The organism is Halomonas daqiaonensis, from assembly GCF_900109725.1.
Classification (GTDB): Bacteria; Pseudomonadota; Gammaproteobacteria; order Pseudomonadales; family Halomonadaceae; genus Halomonas; species Halomonas daqiaonensis.
In genome coordinates, this window is record NZ_FOBC01000007.1 from 94,636 (window position 1) to 114,103 (window position 19,468).

16 protein-coding genes are annotated in these 19,468 nt (G+C 65.1%); 12 read left to right on the top strand and 4 right to left on the bottom strand.

The window, feature by feature from the left end; translation table 11 throughout:
- The first annotated feature begins 23 nt into the window (after window positions 1-23).
- Window positions 24-737: a phosphoribosylaminoimidazolesuccinocarboxamide synthase gene (gene purC / locus BMY30_RS07345; protein ID WP_089712105.1), complete on the top strand. Its 714-nt coding sequence runs from the start codon at window positions 24-26 to the stop codon at window positions 735-737.
- Window positions 738-779: 42 nt separating this feature from the next.
- On the opposite strand, the gene tsaA is transcribed toward purC, so the two are convergent.
- Window positions 780-1,526, bottom strand: a complete 747-nt coding sequence (tsaA, locus tag BMY30_RS07350) for a tRNA (N6-threonylcarbamoyladenosine(37)-N6)-methyltransferase TrmO (RefSeq protein ID WP_089712107.1) — start codon at window positions 1,524-1,526, stop codon at window positions 780-782.
- Window positions 1,527-1,619: 93 nt separating this feature from the next.
- Between tsaA and BMY30_RS07355 the strand changes: the two genes are divergently transcribed.
- A complete protein-coding gene (locus BMY30_RS07355; protein ID WP_089712109.1) occupies window positions 1,620-2,177 on the top strand; it encodes a GNAT family N-acetyltransferase in 558 nt (185 codons plus the stop codon).
- A gap of 9 nt (window positions 2,178-2,186) precedes the next feature.
- On the opposite strand, the gene nadC is transcribed toward BMY30_RS07355, so the two are convergent.
- Window positions 2,187-3,038, bottom strand: a complete 852-nt coding sequence (gene nadC / locus BMY30_RS07360) for a carboxylating nicotinate-nucleotide diphosphorylase (RefSeq protein WP_089712111.1) — start codon at window positions 3,036-3,038, stop codon at window positions 2,187-2,189.
- 76 nt (window positions 3,039-3,114) lie between these two features.
- Here nadC and ampD point away from each other — a divergent pair, with 76 nt between their 5' ends.
- The 6 genes from ampD (at window position 3,115) to BMY30_RS07390 (ending at window position 11,264) form a co-directional block, all read left to right on the top strand.
- Window positions 3,115-3,678: a 1,6-anhydro-N-acetylmuramyl-L-alanine amidase AmpD gene (ampD, locus tag BMY30_RS07365; protein WP_089712114.1), complete on the top strand. Its 564-nt coding sequence runs from the start codon at window positions 3,115-3,117 to the stop codon at window positions 3,676-3,678.
- A gap of 336 nt (window positions 3,679-4,014) precedes the next feature.
- Window positions 4,015-6,687, top strand: coding sequence for a pyruvate dehydrogenase (acetyl-transferring), homodimeric type (aceE, locus tag BMY30_RS07370; protein ID WP_089712116.1), 2,673 nt, complete (start codon window positions 4,015-4,017; stop codon window positions 6,685-6,687).
- 76 nt (window positions 6,688-6,763) lie between these two features.
- Window positions 6,764-8,806: a pyruvate dehydrogenase complex dihydrolipoyllysine-residue acetyltransferase gene (gene aceF / locus BMY30_RS07375; protein WP_089712118.1), complete on the top strand. Its 2,043-nt coding sequence runs from the start codon at window positions 6,764-6,766 to the stop codon at window positions 8,804-8,806.
- Window positions 8,807-9,041: 235 nt separating this feature from the next.
- Entirely contained in the window at window positions 9,042-9,698 is a 657-nt protein-coding gene (adk, locus tag BMY30_RS07380; protein ID WP_089712120.1) for an adenylate kinase, read from the top strand.
- Between the two features lie 106 nt (window positions 9,699-9,804).
- Entirely contained in the window at window positions 9,805-10,509 is a 705-nt protein-coding gene (gene tsaB, locus BMY30_RS07385; RefSeq protein ID WP_089712122.1) for a tRNA (adenosine(37)-N6)-threonylcarbamoyltransferase complex dimerization subunit type 1 TsaB, read from the top strand.
- Window positions 10,506-11,264 (top strand): class I SAM-dependent methyltransferase, encoded by a 759-nt coding sequence (locus BMY30_RS07390; protein WP_089712125.1) that lies wholly within the window; start codon window positions 10,506-10,508, stop codon window positions 11,262-11,264. Before tsaB ends, BMY30_RS07390 begins: the two co-directional genes overlap by 4 nt.
- 2 nt (window positions 11,265-11,266) lie before the next feature.
- Here BMY30_RS07390 and plsB read toward each other — a convergent pair whose 3' ends face one another.
- Window positions 11,267-13,720 carry a glycerol-3-phosphate 1-O-acyltransferase PlsB gene (plsB, locus tag BMY30_RS07395; RefSeq protein WP_244516149.1) on the bottom strand — a complete coding sequence of 818 codons (2,454 nt, stop codon included), beginning with the start codon at window positions 13,718-13,720 and terminating at the stop codon, window positions 11,267-11,269.
- A gap of 127 nt (window positions 13,721-13,847) precedes the next feature.
- On the opposite strand from plsB, the gene BMY30_RS07400 reads away from it, so the two are divergent.
- Window positions 13,848-14,969 (top strand): phospholipase D-like domain-containing protein, encoded by a 1,122-nt coding sequence (locus BMY30_RS07400; protein ID WP_089712127.1) that lies wholly within the window; start codon window positions 13,848-13,850, stop codon window positions 14,967-14,969.
- A gap of 205 nt (window positions 14,970-15,174) precedes the next feature.
- Here the strand turns inward: BMY30_RS07400 and BMY30_RS07410 are convergent, their stop codons facing one another.
- Entirely contained in the window at window positions 15,175-15,825 is a 651-nt protein-coding gene (locus tag BMY30_RS07410) for a YecA/YgfB family protein (RefSeq protein WP_089712129.1), read from the bottom strand.
- A 76-nt stretch (window positions 15,826-15,901) separates the two neighbouring features.
- Here BMY30_RS07410 and BMY30_RS07415 point away from each other — a divergent pair, with 76 nt between their 5' ends.
- From BMY30_RS07415 to BMY30_RS07425, 3 genes are all read left to right on the top strand, one after another.
- Window positions 15,902-16,450 carry a SprT family zinc-dependent metalloprotease gene (locus BMY30_RS07415; RefSeq protein WP_089712131.1) on the top strand — a complete coding sequence of 183 codons (549 nt, stop codon included), beginning with the start codon at window positions 15,902-15,904 and terminating at the stop codon, window positions 16,448-16,450.
- A gap of 175 nt (window positions 16,451-16,625) precedes the next feature.
- A complete protein-coding gene (acs, locus tag BMY30_RS07420; protein WP_089712133.1) occupies window positions 16,626-18,575 on the top strand; it encodes an acetate--CoA ligase in 1,950 nt (649 codons plus the stop codon).
- A gap of 220 nt (window positions 18,576-18,795) precedes the next feature.
- Complete coding sequence (locus BMY30_RS07425) at window positions 18,796-19,458, top strand: LuxR C-terminal-related transcriptional regulator (protein ID WP_089712136.1); 663 nt, start codon at window positions 18,796-18,798, stop codon at window positions 19,456-19,458.
- The last annotated feature ends 10 nt before the right edge of the window (window positions 19,459-19,468 follow it).

A 19,468-nucleotide genomic window follows, 5' to 3' on the forward strand; every position in this document is an offset into this window, starting at 1 on the left:
ATCCGCGCCTCTGGAGACTCCCCATGGAAAAGCGCCAAGAACTCTATGCCGGCAAGGCCAAGTCGGTCCATGCCACCGATGACCCCGATCGCCTGGTCCTGACCTTCCGCGACGACACCAGCGCCTTCGACGGCGAGCGCATGGAGTCGCTGGCCCGCAAAGGGATGGTCAACAACCGCTTCAATGCCTTCATCATGGAGACGCTGCAGGCGGCGGGGATCCCCACGCATTTCGACCGACGTCTCTCCGACACCGAGAGCCTGGTCAAGAAGCTCGAGATGATCCCGGTGGAGTGTGTGGTACGCAACATCGCCGCCGGTGGCCTGGTAAAGCGTCTCGGCGCGGAGGAGGGCCAGGCGCTTGACCCGCCCACCTTCGAACTGTTCCTCAAGAACGATGCCTTGCACGACCCCATGATCAACGAGTCGCTGGCCGAGACCTTCGGCTGGGCGACCCCGGAACAGCTGGCCGAGATGAAGGCGCTCACCTTCCGGGTCAACGGGGTGCTGAAGGAGCTCTTCGCCGAGGGTGGCCTTCTGCTGGTGGACTACAAGCTGGAGTTCGGCTTGTTCCAGGGCAAGATCGTGCTGGGCGACGAGTTCTCCCCGGACGGCTGTCGCCTGTGGGACGCCAGGACTCGCGAGAAACTCGACAAGGATCGCTTTCGCCAGGGGCTGGGCGGCGTGATCGAGGCCTACGAGGAAGTTGGGCGGCGCATCGGTATCAGCTTCGACTGACGCCGTCGACGCGATGCGAGAAGGGCCCCGCGGGGCCCTTCGTCATCTCTGGCCCTGGGCCGGGACGATCTCGACCACCCTGAGGAGCGTGGGGCCGGTTCGCTCCTGCAGGGCCTGAAAGCGCACGTCCAGGTCGCGCAGCCTGACGCCGTAGATTCGCTCCTCTGCTCCCCTGCGGTAGGCGGGGCGCGGGTCCTGGGCCAGCACCTGGTGGATCAGTTCGCGCAGAGAATCACCGTCGCGCCGCAGGGCAAGAACGGCCTCGGCCTCGGGCGAGAGCACGACCTGCAGCTGTGGCGGTGAGTCGGGAGCAAAGCCGGCGAGGGCATCGGGGCGGGACTCTACCCAGGGCAGGTAGGGTTTGATGTCGAGGACCGGGGTGCCATCGGCCAGGTCGGCGCCACGGAGCCACAGGCGTACGCCGCGGGAGGTGTCGATGTCGACCAGTTCCACCAGCGAGAGTCCCAGGCGGTTAGGGCGGTGGGTGCTGCGGCTGGCGAAGACTCCTACCCGGGTGTTGCCGCCGAGGCGAGGCGGGCGCACCAGGGGGTTCCAGTCCGCCGGACCGCTCTGTCCGGGACTGAGATGGAAGACGAAGGTCAGCCAGAGGTGGCTAAAGGCCTCCAGGCCACGCACCGCGAGCGGGTCATCGTAGGGTGGGAGTAACACCAGGGACGCCTTGGCCGCCGTGGCCAGCCCCGGTTGGCGCGGGATACCGAACTTGTCCGGGAAGTCGCTTTCGATCATGCCGATGGACGTCAGGTGGAAGGCGTCGGACGGGTCGTTCATGGCATATCCTGACAGTGTCCAGCCGCAGGGCTTGGCCCCACGGTGTGGCTTGGGTAGTCTGCTGGGCCGGTCATCATTTCAGGAAGGTTTCGCATGCGTCATGCCGACAGCGACCAAGGTTCCGAGCCGAGCGTACAGCCGCCGCCCGGGCATCGTCGAGGTCCGCGAATCGTCTATCGCACGGCCCATCCCCGTGATGGTGCCGACCAGGCCGAGGTCTTCCATCATGCCGTGCTGCAGGGCGCAGCAGGGCACTATTCGCTGGCCGAGCGCCAGGCCTGGGCAATGGTGCTGCCTCGGGACGGCTGTGCCTGGGCGGCACGACAGGCGCTCTACACCTCTCTCGTTGCCGACTGCGAAGGCCGCTGTGTGGGGTTCCTGGAACTGGACATCCCCCGCGGGCGGATCGAAACCCTCTATGTCTGGCCATCGCTTGGCCGGCGCGGGATCGGCGCCACCCTGCTGGTGCATGCCGAACGCTTGCTGCTGGAAGCAGGCGTGACCCGTGCCACTATCGAGGCCAGCGCCATGCTGGTTGATGGCCTGGTGCATCGCGGCTGGCAACGGCTGGGTGACGACTGGGTCGAGCGCGGTGGCGAGCGACTCTACCGCCAGCGGCTCGAGAAGCGGCTCGTCGCTGTCGAGACCTGAGAGTGCCGTTCAGGTTTCCTGCTCGATGATACGCATCGACAGGTCGATGGCCTCGATATCCTTGGTAAGGGCACCGCTGGAGATGCAGTCCACGCCGGTCTTGGCGATGTCGAGCAGGGCGCTCTCCTCGACGTTGCCCGAGGCCTCCAGGGTGGCACGCCCGGCGCTACGATGTACCGCCTCGCGCATGTCGTCGAGGCTGAAGTTGTCGAGCATGATCACGTCGGCCCCGGCGGCGAGTGCCAGGTCCAGCTCTTCGAAGGTTTCCACTTCCACCTCCACCGGCAGGTCGCTGGCGATGTTGCGCGCCTCGCGCACTGCCGCCGCGATGCCGCCGCAGGCAGCAATATGATTCTCCTTGATCAGGAAAGCATCATAGAGGCCGATGCGGTGATTGTGGCCGCCTCCGCAGGTCACCGCGTACTTCTGGGCGAGCCTCAGCCCGGGCAGTGTCTTGCGAGTGTCCAGCATACGTACCCCGGTGCCCTCGAGCAGGTCCACATAGTGGCGGGTGCGGGTCGCCGTGGCGGAGAGGGTCTGCAGCAGGTTGAGCGCGGCCCGCTCCCCGGTAACCAGACTGCGCGCGGGACCTTCCAGTTCGAGGAAAGCCTGGCCAGGCGCGAGGCGATCGCCATCGGCGGCCTGCCAGTGCAGCGCGACCCGAGCATCGAGGCGTCGAAAGAGTTCGTCGACCCAGGCCACACCGCACAGTACCGCCGCCTCACGAGTGATTACCCGGGCCCGGGCCATCTGCTTGTCGGCAATCAGCTGGGCGGTGATATCGCCGGGGCCGACATCCTCGGCCAGCAGCCGGGCGGCACTGTCACGGATCTCTTCGACAAGGGCGTTCTGGTAATGCATGGCGGGTCCATCTCTGTGCTGAGGAGCTTGAGAAGGTCATTATAGGGAAACCCATGCATCGACGTCAGGAAAAACCATGCGCATCAACGAGGGCTGGCTGAGTGGAGCCCGGCGGGTTCCCTCGCCCAACCAGGACGAACGCCCCAGCGGGGAGGTCTCGCTTTTGCTGCTGCACTCCATCAGCCTGCCGCCCGGGGCTTTCGGGGGTGAGCATATCGAACGGCTGTTCACCAACCGGCTTGATCCCGAGGCACACCCCTTCTTCGCTTCCATCGCCGACCTGCGTGTCTCGGCCCACCTGCTGATCCGGCGCAACGCCGAGTGTGTGCAGTTCGTGCCCTTCGGGGCGCGGGCCTGGCATGCCGGCCGCTCGCGCTGGAAGGACGGCGGGCGCGAGCGCCGAGCATTGAACGATTTCGCCCTGGGCATCGAGCTGGAGGGCGACGAGGTCAGCCCCTACGCAGGGGCACAGTACCGGGTGCTCGCGGCCATCACCCACGCGTTGCTGGAGGTCTATCCGGCCCTCGACGAGACACGCATTACCAGCCACGCCCGGGTGGCACCGCTACGCAAGAACGACCCGGGGCCCGCTTTCGACTGGGCGTACTTTCGCCAGGAAATGGAAAGAATACGTTCCTGAGGATGCCAGAAAGGCGTAATTGATCGACTCGGAATGGCACGCTTGCTTCATACGGTAGTTTAACTACAACTTCCTGAGAGAGGCTGGTTTCGACTCGGAAGGAGCACGTAATCCCCTGTGTTGCGGTGCAATATCTTTTATGTGGAAAACAATTCCATTCTATCTCGAATTGGCAGGGGTTGGCGTTTACGGTATCTTCGCGCCAACGGCAGCGGCATAACATACGCCTTCGTAAAACAACGACAGGGCTGATGTATTCGGCCTTCACGAACGAACATGAGCGCCACTCGCCCCTCTGCGGGGCTGTCGTTCCCACCGTCATTCGGAGAGACGTCTATGAGTCTGGAAACAAGAGAAGATCTCGATCCGGTCGAAACCACGGAATGGCTGGATTCCCTGGAGTCGGTCCTGGATCGCGAGGGCGAGGATCGTGCCCGGTACCTGATGACGCGACTGGTCGATCGCGTGCGTCGCGATGGCATGCAGGTGCCCTTCTCGGTGACCACCCCGCACCGCAATTCCATTCCGGTGCACCGTGAGGCGCCGCTGCCGGGGGATATCTTCATGGAGCGGCGGATTCGTTCGCTGGTCCGTTACAATGCGATCGCTCAGGTGATTCGCAACAATCGCGCGAACCCGGGGCTGGGTGGTCACATCGCCAGCTTCATGTCTGCAGCGACTCTCTACGATGTAGGCTTCAATCATTTCTTCCGTGCCCCGAACGGCGATTTCGAGGGCGACCTGGTCTACATTCAGGGCCATGTGGCGCCGGGCGTTTACGCTCGTTCCTACCTGCTGGGTCGCCTCACCGAAGACCAGATGGACAAGTTCCGCCAGGAGGTCGATGGCGATGGCCTGTCATCCTATCCCCACCCCTGGCTGATGCCGGACTTCTGGCAGTTCCCCACGGTATCTATGGGCCTCGGGCCGATTCAGGCTATTTACCAGGCCCACGTCATGAAGTACCTGGACGCCCGTGAACTCAAGGACATGCACGATCGCAAGATCTGGTGCTTCATGGGCGATGGCGAATGCGACGAGCCGGAATCGCTGGGCGCCATCCACCTGGCCAGCCGCGAGAAGCTCGACAACCTGATCTTCGTCATCAACTGCAACCTGCAGCGCTTGGACGGCCCGGTTCGCGGCAATGGCCGCATCATGGACGAGCTCGAGGGGGTCTTCCGGGGTGCCGGCTGGAACGTGCTCAAGGTCGTTTGGGGCCGCCTCTGGGATCCGCTCTTCGAGAAGGACAAGAAGGGCATCCTGCAGAAGCGCATGGACGAGGCGGTCGATGGCGAGTACCAGAACTACAAGGCCAACGGCGGCGCCTATACCCGGGAGCATTTCTTCGGCAAGTACCCCGAAACCGAGGAGATGGTCAAGGACCTGTCGGATGAGGATATCTGGAAGCTCAACCGCGGCGGCCATGATCCCTTCAAGGTGTATGCGGCCTACCATGAGGCGACGCAGAACGCCAATGGCCGTCCCACCGTGATCCTGGCGCATACCGTCAAGGGTTATGGCATGGGTAGCGGCGACGGTGAGGCGGCCAACGAGGCCCACCAGGTCAAGACCATGGAGTATGAGGCGCTCAAGACGTTCCGTGACCGTTTCGGCATTCCATTGAATGACGAGCAGCTCAAGGAAGTGCCGTACTACAAGCCCGAGGACGATTCCCCGGAGCTCAAGTACATGCATCTCCAGCGCGAGCGACTGGGTGGCTACGTGCCGAGTCGGCGGAGCGACTTCGAAGCGCTGGAGATTCCATCCCTGGATGACAAGATATTCGCCTCTCAGACAGGCGGCTCGAAGGGGCGTGAAGTGTCCACCACTATGGCCTTCGTGCGCGTGTTGAACGGCCTGGTCAAGCACAAGCAACTCGGTCCACGGGTGGTGCCGATCATTCCCGATGAAGCACGTACCTTCGGCATGGAGGGCATGTTCCGACAGCTGGGGATCTATACCTCGGAAGGCCAGAAGTACGAGCCGGTCGACAAGGGCCAGATCATGTTCTATCGCGAGGATCAGAAGGGCCAGATCCTCGAGGAAGGCATCACCGAGGCCGGCGCGATGTCGGCGTGGATCGCCGCGGCGACGTCTTACTCCAACAACAACATCACACTGCTGCCGTTCTACGTGTATTACTCGATGTTCGGCTTCCAGCGTATCGGCGATCTGGCCTGGTCGGCCGGCGATATGCAGGCGCGAGGTTTCCTGGTCGGGGGTACCGCCGGGCGGACCACGCTCAATGGCGAAGGTCTCCAGCACCAGGATGGTCACTCGCATATCCTGGCCTCGACCATCCCCAACTGCCGCAGCTACGATCCTACCTATGGGCATGAGGTGGCGGTGATCGTCCAGGACGGCCTGAAGCGCATGTTCACCGACAAGGAGAACTGCTTCTACTACCTGACGGTGATGAACGAGAACTACGAGCACCCGGCCCTCGACGAGGTGCCTGCCGACGACATCATCAAGGGCATGTATCGGCTACGCGAGACCCAGGGCGACAAGGGCCGCGTTCAGTTGCTGGGCTCCGGCACCATCCTGCGCGAGGTCGAGGCCGCTGCCGAGATGCTCGTCGAGGAGTGGGGCGTGGGCGCGGATATCTGGAGCGTCACCAGCTTCAACGAACTGCGCCGTGAGGCCCTGGAGATCGATCGCCAGGCCTTCATCAACCCCGACGCCGAGCCGGGCAAGCCCCACGTAACCGCCTGCCTGGAAGGCCAGAAGGGCCCGGCAATCGCTGCCACCGACTACATGAAGTTGTTCGCCGACCAGGTCCGTGCCTGGGTGCCGACCGACTACCATGTATTGGGGACCGACGGCTTCGGTCGTTCCGATACCCGCGAGAAGCTGCGCGCCTTCTTCGAGGTCGACCGCCGCTTCGTGACCGTGGCCGCGCTCAAGGCGCTGGCCGACCGTGGCGAGCTGGATCGTAAGGTCGTCGGCGAGGCGCTCAAGAAATACGGCATCGACCCGGCCAAGCCCAACCCGCTTGAGGTGTGAGGCGCCGACCGAGTGAACCGGTGGCATGGCGGGCCCGCGAGGCCCGCCCCCGTCAAGAGTTTGAAGGAGCGCGACCTTGAGTAGCGAAATCATCAAAGTTCCGGACATCGGTGGCGATACCGATGTGGAAATCATCGACATCGCGGTGGCCGAGGGCGATGTCATCGCCCCCGAGGACACTCTGATCACGCTGGAGTCTGACAAGGCCTCCATGGACGTGCCGGCGCCCAAGGGCGGCAAGGTGCTGAAGGTGCTGGTCAAGGAGGGCGACACCGTCTCCGAGGGCGACGACATCGTCGAGATTGAGGCCGAGGGCGGCGGCGAGGATGAGGCCGACGACACCGAGGAAAAGAGCGAGGCGCCCGAGGCACAGAAGGAATCCGAATCGGCTTCCGAACCCGCCGCTGAGAAGCCCGCCACCAAGAGTGGGGGCGGTGGTGGTGGCAAGCGCACCGTGGAGATCAAGGTCCCCGACCTGGGCGGCGCCGAGGAGGTGGAGATCATCGAGGTGGCGGTGTCCGAGGGCGATGAAGTGGCCGCCGAGGACCCGCTGATCACCCTGGAGTCTGATAAGGCCTCCATGGATGTGCCGAGCCCCCATGCTGGAAAGCTGGTCTCGCTCACCGTGAAGGAGGGCGACACCGTCTCCGAGGGCGACGTGATCGGTACCATGGAGGTCGCGGACGTGGGGTCCGGCGAGGGGGACGACGAGGTCGAGCCCGCCGCCGAAAGTTCGTCGGCGCCGGAGGACAGTGATACCCAGGACGAGGCGCCGGCAGAGGAACAAGCAGCCGGTAGTGGCGAGCCCGAGCGCAAGGAGGTTCGCGTCCCGGACCTCTCCGGCTCCTCCGACGTGCCGATCATCGAGATCGCCGTCAGTGCCGGTGATGAGGTCGACGAGGAGGACCCACTGATCACCCTGGAGTCTGACAAGGCCTCCATGGATGTGCCCAGCCCCTACAAGGGCAAGCTGGTCGAGCTGACCGTTAAGGAGGGCGATACCGTCTCCGAGGGCGACCTTATCGGCTATATCGAGGTGGCGGGAGCCAAGGCAGCCCCCAAGAAGGCCAGTGAAAAGCCGAGCGAGAAGAAGGCAGAGCCCTCGGCGCCCAAGGAGTCCGAGAAAGCATCGGAGACACCTGCCGGTTCGCCGAGCCCCGAGGCCCAGATGGCCGCCCACAAGCCGCGCGAAGGCAAGCTGGTCCACGCCGGCCCGGCGGTGCGCATGCTGGCGCGCGAACTGGGCGTCGACCTGGCACTGGTCAAGCCGAGCGGCCCGAAGGATCGTGTCCTCAAGGAGGACGTCCACGCCTACGTCAAGCAGGTGATGCAAGGCAAGGCCCAGACGCCTGCCGCCGCGGCACCGCCGGCTGCCGTCGGGGGCGGCATCCCGCCGATTCCGGATCAGGACTTCAGCCAGTTCGGCGAGGTGGAAGAGAAGCCCATGGGCCGCCTGATGAAGATGGGCGCCACCAACCTGCATCGCAGCTGGGTCAACCTGCCCCACGTCACCCAGTTCGATGAGGCGGATATCACCGAACTGGAGGCCTTCCGCAAGTCGATGAAGGCCGAAGCCGAGGAACAGGGCGCCAAGCTCACGCCGCTGCCCTTCCTGATCAAGGCCTGCGCCTTTGCGCTGCGCAAGTTCCCGCAGTTCAACGTCAGCCTGAAGAGCGACGGTGAAACGGTCGTGCACAAGAAGTACGTGCACATCGGGCTCGCCGTAGACACCCCTGACGGCCTGATGGTGCCGGTGATTCGCGATGCCGATCGGAAGTCGCTGATCGAGCTTGCCAAGGAGTCCGTGGAACTGGCCAAGAAGGCCCAGTCCAAGAAGCTCAAGCGTGAGGAGATGACCGGTGGTTGCTTTACCATCTCCAGTCTGGGCTCCATCGGTGGCACCGCCTTCACGCCTATCGTCAACGCCCCGGAGGTGGCTATCCTCGGTATCTCCAAGGCGCAGATGAAACCGGTGTGGGATGGTCAGGATTTCCAGCCGCGGCTGATGATGCCACTGTGCCTATCCTATGATCACCGGGCGGTCAACGGCGCCGATGCCGCGCGCTTCACCGCCTTTCTGGGTCAGGTGCTGACGGATATCCGCCGTCTGCTGCTCTAGCACGGCTTCCTGCCTGGCACAACGGCGCCGCAAGGCGCCGTTGTCATTCTTGGCGGGAACCATCGCACAGGGCAGACCAAAGTGCTATTCGCTGCCAGTAGGTTGATATGCGGTAGCTTTTTCCGGTTCTGGGGGCGTGTTGATGCCCCCGTCGCTTGTCTGGATCTGACGGCACGGTTATCGTTCGGTTCGTCCCTTTCTTCGTCATGAACGTCACACCTCAAGGAGCAGTCAGATGCGTTTGATCCTGTTGGGCGCCCCCGGTGCCGGCAAGGGCACCCAGGCCCAGTTTATCTGCGAGCGGTACGATATCCCGCAGATCTCTACCGGCGACATGTTGCGCGCCGCGGTCAAAGAGGGCAGCGAGTTGGGGCTCAAGGCCAAGGAGATCATGAACAGCGGCGGCCTGGTGTCCGACGATATCATCATTGCTCTGGTCAAGGAGCGCATCAGCCAGCCCGACTGCGCCAATGGCTTCCTGTTCGACGGATTTCCCCGCACCATCCCCCAGGCTCAGGCCATGAAGGATGCCGAGGTAAAGATCGACCATGTGCTGGAGATCGCCGTGGACGACGAGGAGATCGTCAAGCGCCTGGCCGGTCGACGTGTACACCCGGGATCCGGTCGGGTCTATCACCTCGAGTACCAGCCGCCGAAGGAAGAGGGCAAGGACGACGTCACCGGCGAGGCGCTGATCCAGCGCGACGACGACCGTGAGTCTACCGTACGCAATCGCCTGGCGGTCTACCACGAGCAGACCGCGCCGTTGGTCGACTACTACCGGCAGTGGGCCAAGGAGGATCCCGAAGCGGCCCCGGAATACCATCGCGTCGAAGGTGTGGGCAGCATCGACGACATTACTGCCCAGGTGAAAGAGGCGCTGGAGGGCTGAGCTCCATCGCTTTACCCCTTGCCGAAGGCCCGCCATGCGCGGGCCTTCGTCGTTGGCGGTGGCGCACGTATAATGCCCCCACATTTCTCGCCGTGACCGCTTGCCCATGCCGATCCTGCTGGCCCTGGATGCCTCCTCGAGTGCCTGTTCCGCCGCCCTGCTGCACCGCCGAGAGGGCCTCGATGACGAACTGATCTCACGCTTCGCGCTGACCCCGCGGGAGCACACGCAGCGGCTACTGCCGATGGTTGATGAAGTGCTCGGCGAGGCCGGTCTGTCGGCTTCGGCCCTTGATGCCGTAGCCTATGGCCGAGGGCCGGGCTCCTTCACCGGCCTGCGCATCGCCGCCGGAGTCGCCCAGGGGCTCGCTTTCGGCCTCGACCGGCCGCTGGTCGGCGTCTCGACCCTCGAGGCGCTGGCGTTGGGTGCCCATCGCCGCTACCACTACCGCTGGTTGATCACTGCCCTGGATGCCCGCATGGGCGAGATCTACGTGGCGGCCTGGCAGTGCCGTGATGGCACGCCCATAGCGCTGACCGAGGAAGCGGTGATGTCACCGGCGCGGCTGCGCCTGCCCGCCGGCCAAGACGACCACGACTGGGTCGGCATCGGCTCCGGCTGGACCCTGTCGCACCAGATGCCCACCGAGGTGCAGGCCGGCATGGGGCTCTGCTTGACCGAGCCCGAGGCCGATGCTGCCGATATGGCCCTGCTGGCCATGGATGAGTGGGAGGCCGGAGGAGGCCAGCCCGCCCATCTTGCCCAGCCGGTCTACCTGCGCGACCGGGTCGCTTGGCAGAAGAGTCGATGAGCCCTGCCATGCCGGTGGGGGTGCAGGACCCGGCTCTGGCGGCGCGCCTCGGCCTGCCCCGGGCCAGGGAGGGCGAGGCCGAGCTGCTGCTGGTCCGCCACGACGACCGTCTGGTGCTGGCCGGCGATCCGAAGCGCTATGGCCATCCACTGGCGGTGGATTTCGTCGCCGGGCGGGCCGCCCATCGGCGTCGCTTCGGCGGCGGCCGTGGCCAGCTGGTCGCCCGTGCCTGCGGCCTGGCCAAGGGCATTAGCCCCTCGGTGGTGGATGCCACGGCGGGGCTCGGGCGCGACGCCTTCGTGCTGGCGAGCCTGGGAGCCGAGGTACTGATGGTCGAGCGGGTCGCGTCGATCTTCGCGCTACTGGAGGATGGCCTGGCGCGGGCGAGGCTCGACCCGGAGATCCGCGACATTGCCGCCCGCATGGCACTCGTCCACGGCGATGCGACCCATGGGCTGGAGGCGCTGGTGGCGAGCCGGGCGGTGGCGCCCCAGGTGGTCCACCTAGACCCCATGTTCCCTCACCGTGACAAGTCTGCGCTGGTCAAGAAGGAGATGCGGCTCTTTCGCACCCTGGCCGGGGAAGACCCGGATGCCCCACGGCTGCTAGAGGCGGCACTGGACGTGGCTTCCCATCGGGTAGTGGTCAAGCGGCCTCGCAAGGCCCCGCCCATTGAGGGACCGCCACCTCGCCACGTCATCGAGGACAGGACCAGCCGCTATGACCTCTACGTCCACCGCCGCCTGGATGTCTGACCTCAGCCCTCGTCCGGGCGACTGACCAGCTGCAGCCGATGGCGCAGTGCCGGATCGAACAGCGCCCGACTCCGCTGGGCTGCCTCACGCAGGCGGTCGTCGAACATCAGTCGACCGTCATCGGTGCGTACCCACCCCTGCACCTCCAGGCTCTCCACTAGTCCGGAAAACAGCCGGGTATCGAAGAATTCCGGGGCGTCCAGCCCCGAGAGCAGTGCCAGCCGCTCGGCGAACTCGCGGCTTCGTTCAGTCAACTCGTCGGCGGTGAAGTGTCCGGCGGGCTCGCTCAACAGCACCGACAGCAGCAGGTAGCCGCGCTCCAGGGACGGCTGCATCAGGCCTCCGAGCATGCGCAGCTGCTCCCCCGCTTCCAGCGATTCCCGGGGCCGTCGCCAGCCCTCTCCGTCAGGTTCCAGAAGCTCCGCCTCGACCAGGGCGTCGAGCATGATGGCCAGGTCCTCTCCCAGTGAGGCCGGCGGCGAGATCATCAGTTCCCGGGTGAGGATCGGCCAGCCAGGGGAGAGCAGGGTTTCCAGGCCATCCAGGTCATGGAATGCCTGATGGCGGAAGGCGAAGGCGGTGAGCCCGGCGAGTGCGAAGAGGTGCAGCACGTTGTTGCGGTACCAGCCCAGCAGGCCGGCCTGGCGGTCGTCGGCGACGATGATGTCGCCCAGTGAGTGAGGTCGGCGTTGGACCATTCCCAGGCTGAGTACTCGCTCGAGCCAGACGTCGGGCGTGCCGTCTGGAAGGCTGGCATGGCGGCCGCCCGGGAAGCGTTTCTGCAGGGTCACCAGCAACGCGAGCTGGCGCTTGAGCAGGCTGGCCTCGATGGCATGATGCGGGGTCGCCAGCAGGACCAAGGCCACCAGGTTGACCGGGTTGAGAGCGGCGGCCGCATTGATGCGCCGCGAGAGCGTCTCGCCCAGGCGGGGCACGACCCGGGTGAGCCAGGCCGGGCGCGGGTCATCGAGTTGTCGTTGCCAGCCGGGTACTTCCCCGTCGAGGAAGGTTCGCAGTGACAGCGGCTCGCCGATGTTCACGGTTACCTGACCGAAGGGCCGGCGCAACTGGCCGAGCACCCGCAGCAGTCCCCACTGGCTCTCCTTGCGCTTCCTGCCGCCATGCAGCTCACGCTGGTAGCTGCCACTCTCGAGGATGCGCTCGTAGCCGATGTAGACAGGGACGAACACCAGGGGTTGGCCACCGCCATTTGCGCTGCGCAGGTAGGAGCGCAGGGTCATCGAGAGCATGCCCGGCCGGGCAGGTAGCATGCGGCCGCTGCGCGAACGTCCCCCCTCGATGAAGTACTCCAGCGGGTGGCCGCGGGAGATAAGACGGTGCAGGTACTCGTTGAACACCGTGGCATAGAGGCGGTCGTCGCGGAAGCTGCGGCGCATGAAGAAAGCCCCTCCGCGACGCAGCAGCGGGCCGATCAGCGGCATGTCGAGGTTTCGTCCGGCGGCGATGTGCGGGGGCATCAGGCCGTCGCGATAGAGCACGTAGGAGAGCAGCAGATAGTCGATGTGGCTGCGATGGCAGGGAACGTAGACCAGGGTGTGGTCGCCGGCGATGGCCTTGACCCGCTCCATGCCATGCACGGCCACGCCGTCGTAGAGGTGGTTCCAGAGACGCCGCAGCAGACCGGCCATGAAGCGCAGGACCGGGTAGGTCATGTTCGAGGCAATCTCACGGCCATAGCGGCGGGCCCGACTCTCGAGGCGTGCCGCCGAGCGCTGCTCCGCGGCCGCCACCTCGCGAATGACGCGGCGCACCTCCGGGCTCGCCGCGACTCCCTCGATCAGGGTTCGCCTATGGGAAAGATCCGGCCCCAGTACCCGGGTGCGCAGGCGGCGAAAGTGCACCCGCAGCAGCCTGGCGATCTTGCGGTCGGTGAGACTGGCCTCACGCTCGTCCAAGAGGTCACTGAGCCTGAGCGGGGTACCGAGATGGACCTCCACGTCCTTGCCGTTGATCACGACCGACAGAAGACGGCGAAGCCGCCCCGTGAGCTGCCAGCTGTCCGCGGCAAGCAGTTGCCAGAAACCGAAGCGTTTGCCCGGGGCACGCCCCCAGAAGATGCTCACCGGCACCAGTTGGACGTCATGGGCCGGATCCCGGCGGCACTGCTCGATCAACGACAGGAAGGGAGCTTCCGGGTGCTGTCTGCCGCGCCACAGTCGGCGGCTTCGGGCGGGCAACGGCAGGCTGGCGGGCAGGGAGATAGCGCCGATGGTCAGCTGGCCGCCGGCCGTCGGCAGCCCATGAGTTCGCGTCAGCGATTCCAGCAGCAGGGTGTCGGAGAGCGCGGGATGTGGCAGCACATAGAGAGTCGGGAGCGTTGGCTCGAGGGGGAGCGCATCAGGGTCGGGCTCGATCAGTCGGATCTGGGCCCAGCGGGCCATCAGTCGCTTGAGCGGCGCGCGCAGCGCGCCGGCCAGCATGTGTGCACGGCCCATCCTGTCGCCTTTGCCGGTTGTGAGACGTCAGTATAGCGGCCCGACTGCCGACGGTCAGGGGGCCGGGCTTTTCCTGGGCCGGCAAACATGCGTCAATGCTGTAACGGTATGTGACAGGGACAATGCCATGCACGGCATGTGGCGAGACGCCAATCACTTCGAACTGCTTCCCGAGGCAGCCCTCTTCCTGCCCACGATGTTCAAGGCGGTCGACCAGGCACGCCATTCCGTGTTGATCGAGCTCTACCTGATGGAGTCGGGCCGGCTGGCCACCGCGCTGATCGAGACACTGGTACGCGCTGCCGAACGTGGCGTGTCGGTGTTGTTGCTGCTCGACGGTTACGGGGCCATGGGGCTGGCCAGTGCCGACTGCCAGCGTCTCGAGGATGGGGGAGTGGCGCTACGCTTCTTCAATCCGCTGGGCGTGCAGTCGCTTGTGCGTAACCTGACCCGGGACCACCGCAAGCTGGTGGTGGTCGACGGTGCCGAGGCCTTCACCGGGGGATTCGGCGCCGTGGACGAGTTCCTGGATGCCTGGTACGAGGTGGCGATGCGCATCGAGGGGCCCGTGGTAGCGGACTGGGTACGGCTGTTCAGCCGGCTCTGGGACTCTCCCCTGAGTCGCGGGCCGGGCAGGGCTTCGCTGGTGCGGGGGCTCGAACTCGCGACACGGCACCGTGAGGGCTATCACGGCATGCGTGGCCGCGTGGTCTGGGGGCAGGGTTACCGTTACCAGGCGATCCGCCACTCGCTGCATCATCGGGTTTCGACGGCGTCGCGGCGGCTGTGGCTCTGTACGCCCTACTTCGTGCCCACCTTCACTTTGCGCAGGCGCCTGGCTCGGGCGGCCCGGCGCGGTGTTGACGTGCGCCTGCTGCTGCCGGGCGAGCTCCACGACCATCCCGGCGTGCGCTATGCCGGCCAGCGCTTCTATGGCCGTCTGCTGCGGGCAGGCGTGCGCATTTTCGAATTCCAGCCCACCTTCATCCATGCCAAGTTTTCGTTGGTCGATGACTGGGTCAGCCTCGGTTCATGCAACTTCGACCACTGGAGCCTGCAGTGGAACCTGGAGGCCAATCAAGAGGTGGATGACCGCCGCTTCGCTACCGAGGTTGCCGGGCTGTTCGAGCGCAATTTTGCCTCGAGCCAGGAAGTCGAGCTGGAGGCCTGGTCGCGGCGGCCACGTCTGCAGCGCTTGCGCGAGTGGCTCTACGGGACCTTGGACGGGATGCTGACGCGGCTACGCTAGCGCCGAGCGCCGAGCTACAAGAAAACCCCGAGACCATTGCCTCGGATATGCTTTTGCTCGTGAGCATCACACACTGACTGGCCGCTTGGCCGCTTGGCCGCTTGGCCGCTTGGCCGCTTGGCCGCTTGGCCGCTTGGCCGCTTGGCCGCTTGGCCGCTTGGCCGCTTGGCCGCTTGGCCGCTTGGCCGCTTGGCCGCTTGGCCGCTTACCGCCGGCCCTTGCTGCGCCCGGCGGGCTGCTTGCGGCGTGGCTTGGGCTTGGGCGTTTCCGGGGGAACGCGATAGTGCAGATAGAGGTCCAGCACCAGCTCCGGCAGTTGGGTGACGAGATCTTCGAGGCGTGTCGTATCGTCGGCCAGCTCCGCCATGTCGGGTTCGTCATCGAACAGTCCGGAAAGCAGCATGAAGGGCAACAGCAGGGTAGCGGCAGCCTCCTCGTCATCGCTGAACCAGGCGGCTTCGTCGAGGAAGACTCCCTCCATGAAGCCGGCGCACCAGTCGCCGATTGGTGTCTCCTCAGGGGCGTTGTCACCCAACTCGAGCTCGAAGGGCAACTCGGGGAGGCCGCCCGCCTCCAGTACCTCGATGGCGTTGCGCCGGAGGCGCTCGAGAAGCCCCAGGATCGCCTCGCGCTCGGCGTCGTCCGTGAAGGCCGGCTCACCATGGAAGAGTTCGGCAACCCAGGCCGCCGGGGGGATGTCACTTGGGGCCACGGCCAGGGCTACCAGAAAGCCGTGGGCGCCGATGACGTCCAGGGCGTCGGCATCCACCCGGTCAGAGTCGAAAAAGTCGTCGAGCAGATCGAGCTCCTCGTCCTCAAGCAGCGGCTGGGGGAGGGGCGCTTCGGCATCGGACATGGCGGCTCTCGCAGGGAAAACGTGGGCATGAGGGGAGGCTTTACGCCTCGACACGAAGACGCCATTCTATCATCCCATGACGATACCCGCGCTTCCCGCCCCCGACCCCTCCCGACTCGACGCCCTCGACCGAGTCGCCCTCCACCGTACCCTCCTCGAGCGGGTCGAGGCGTCTTATGGGCTGTGTCGCGAGCTGCACCCCGGGTTGCCGCGCCCGGCGGTATGGCTGGACCTGCAGGGCAAGTGTGCCGGTCAGGCGCACTTCGGACGCGGCGGGCTGCGTTTCAATCCGGTGCTGCTGGAGGAGAATCGCCTCGCCTTCCTGGTCGAGGTGGTGCCCCACGAGATGGCCCACTGGCTGGTGCATCACCTGGAGGACGGTCATCGGGCGCGGCCTCACGGCCGCGAGTGGCAGACCGTGATGCGTCGCCTCTTCGGTGTGGAACCCCGGACCACCCACCGCTTCGATACCGACCGTGCGAGTCCGGCGCCTTACCGCTACCGCTGCAATTGTCGCGAACATGGCTTTTCCGCCCGGCGGCATGCCCTGGCGCGCCGGGGACGGGGATACCGGTGCCGACACTGCGCTCAGACCTTGGTCTATCTCGGTCGTTCCGCTTCCTGATTGTCTCGTAAGTCATTGTGATCCATAGGAAAAATCTTGCTACCAATGTCTAAAGGGAAGGCCGCGTCCTGGCGTATATGCTGTTAGCAGCTTTTATGGGGCCGGCTGGTCCAATCGCAATGCGGCCGGCAACATCCACCTGGAGGGTCTCCACCCCCTGGACAGAGGCATATCCATGACCGAACACCAGAAAGTCCATCCCGTAAGCGAAGAGTTTGCCGCCAAGGCCCATGCCGACAAGGCTACCTACGAGGCCATGTACCAGCAGTCGGTCGATGACCCCAAGGGGTTCTGGTCTGAGCAGGCCAAGCGCCTCGACTGGACCAAGGCGCCGACCAAGATCAAGCACACCTCCTTCGATTCGAACAACGTGGATATCCGCTGGTTCGAGGACGGCACTCTCAACGCCAGTGTCAACTGCCTCGATCGTCATCTCGAGACCCGCGGCGACCAGCCGGCGATCATCTGGGAGGGCGACGACCCCAAGGATGACAAGACGCTCACCTACCGCGAGCTCTACGAGAAGACATGCCAACTGGCCAATGGCCTCAAGGAACTGGGTGTCAGAAAAGGTGATGTGGTCACGCTCTACATGCCGATGATTCCCGAGGCCGCCATGGCGATGCTGGCCTGCGCGCGCATCGGTGCCGTGCACTCGGTGGTATTCGGCGGCTTCTCCCCGGACGCCGTGGCCCAGCGAGTGATCGGGGCCAAGTCCAAACTGATCATCACCGCCGACGAGTCCGTGCGCGGTGGCAAGCGTGTGCCGCTCAAGGACAACGTCGATGCTGCCCTTACCCGCGACGGTACCGAGGTCTGCGAGAAGGTGTTGGTGGTCAAGCGCACCGGTGGTGAGGTCGACTGGAAGGAGGGGCTCGACGTCTGGTATGACGATGTCGTCTCTAAGCAGCCCACCGACTGCCCGGCCGAGGAGATGGGGGCCGAGGACCCGCTGTTCATCCTCTACACCTCCGGCTCCACCGGGGCGCCCAAGGGGCTGAAGCACACCACGGGGGGCTATCTGCTGCATGCCGCCATGACTCACCAGTATGTCTTCGACTATCAGGATGGCGAGGTCTACTGGTGCACCGCCGATGTGGGCTGGGTCACCGGTCACAGCTACATCGTCTATGGCCCGCTGGCCAATGGCGGCACCACCCTGATGTTCGAGGGCGTGCCCAGCTACCCGACCCATGGCCGCATGGGCGAGATCGTCGACAAGCACAACGTCAGCATCCTCTACACTGCCCCCACCGCGGTCCGGGCCTTGATGGCCCATGGCGACGACGTCATGGATTCCAGCAAGCGTGACAGCCTGCGACTGCTCGGTTCGGTGGGCGAACCCATCAATCCCGAGGCCTGGGAGTGGTTCCATCGAGTGATCGGCAATGGGAAGTGCCCCATCGTCGATACCTGGTGGCAGACGGAGACCGGCGGCATCATGATCGCGCCGCTGCCCGGCGCGATCGATCTCAAGCCGGGCTCTGCTACCCTGCCGTTCTTCGGCGTGATGCCCGCGCTGGTCGACAACGAGGGCAACGAGCTCAAGGGTGCCGCCGAGGGTAACCTGGTGATTCTGGACTCCTGGCCGGGCCAGGCACGTTCGATCTGGGGTGATCATGATCGCTTCGTGCAGACCTACTTCTCCGCTTACAAGGGTGTGTATTTCACCGGTGACGGCTGCCGTCGCGACGAGGATGGCTATTACTGGATCACCGGCCGCGTCGACGACGTGCTCAACGTCTCAGGTCACCGCATGGGTACCGCCGAGATCGAATCCTCTCTGGTGGCCCACGAAGCCGTAGCCGAGGCGGCGGTGGTCGGCTTCCCCCACGACATCAAGGGGCAGGGCATCTATATCTATGTGACCCTGGCCGATGGCTTCGAGGAGAGCGATGAGCTCAAGAAGGAGCTCACCAAGTGGGTGCGCAAGGATATCGGCCCGATCGCCTCTCCTGACGTCATCCAGTGGGCGCCGGGCCTGCCCAAGACCCGCTCGGGCAAGATCATGCGTCGCATCCTGCGCAAGATCGCCGCAAACGAGGTCGATGGTCTGGGCGATACCAGTACCCTGGCGGATCCGTCGGTGGTCGACGAGCTGATCGAGCATCGCGTCAACCGCTGAGGGCACTGCCCACCCTGGGGCATGCAGTGATTGCCTGTCGCCTAATGGCACGTCAAGCCGGCCCCTCGGGGCCGGCTTTTTCATGGGTGGCCGGTACAGTGTCGACCATGTCCGAGAGCCCTTGGGAATCGCCGTGGCCATGGGGTAACATGCACTTAATACATGTAGAGCCCAGCGTGGCGGCCGTCGGTCAGCTGCTCGAGGAACCGGAGGAAGATCCATGGCCTTTGCCCAGAAATTCATCGTTGCCGATGACCATCCGCTGTTCCGCGCGGCCTTGACTCAGGCCCTGCGCCAGTTGGCACCACAGGCCGAGATCGTCGAATCCGATACCATGGAGGCCACCACCGAGGTGGTCACCCGTCATCCCGATGCCGACCTGATTCTGCTGGACCTTCACATGCCGGGCGCCCACGGCTTCTCTGGCCTTATCCAGTTGCGTGGCCAGACACCCGACATTCCGGTGGCGGTGGTCTCCGGTAGTGACGAGGTCCATGTGGTGCGCCGCGCCATCGACTACGGGGCCTCGGGATTCATTCCCAAGTCCTCGTCACTGGCGCTGATCGCCGAGGCGGTGGGCGAGATCCTAGATGGCGAGGTCTGGCTGCCGGCCGAGATGGCCGAGGCCCTGGGTGAGTCCAATGAGGAGGAGACCAAGTTTGCCGAGGCGATCGCCTCGTTGACGCCTCAGCAGTTCCGGGTACTCAACATGCTCACCGAGGGGCTGCTCAACAAGCAGATCGCCTATGAGCTGAGCGTCTCCGAGGCCACCATCAAGGCCCACGTCACCGCCATCCTTCGCAAGCTCGGCGTACACTCCCGCACCCAGGCAGTAATCGCCGCCCAGAAGCTCGAGGTCGAGCCGCCGAAGGTGGTTTCGTAGCGCCGAGCCC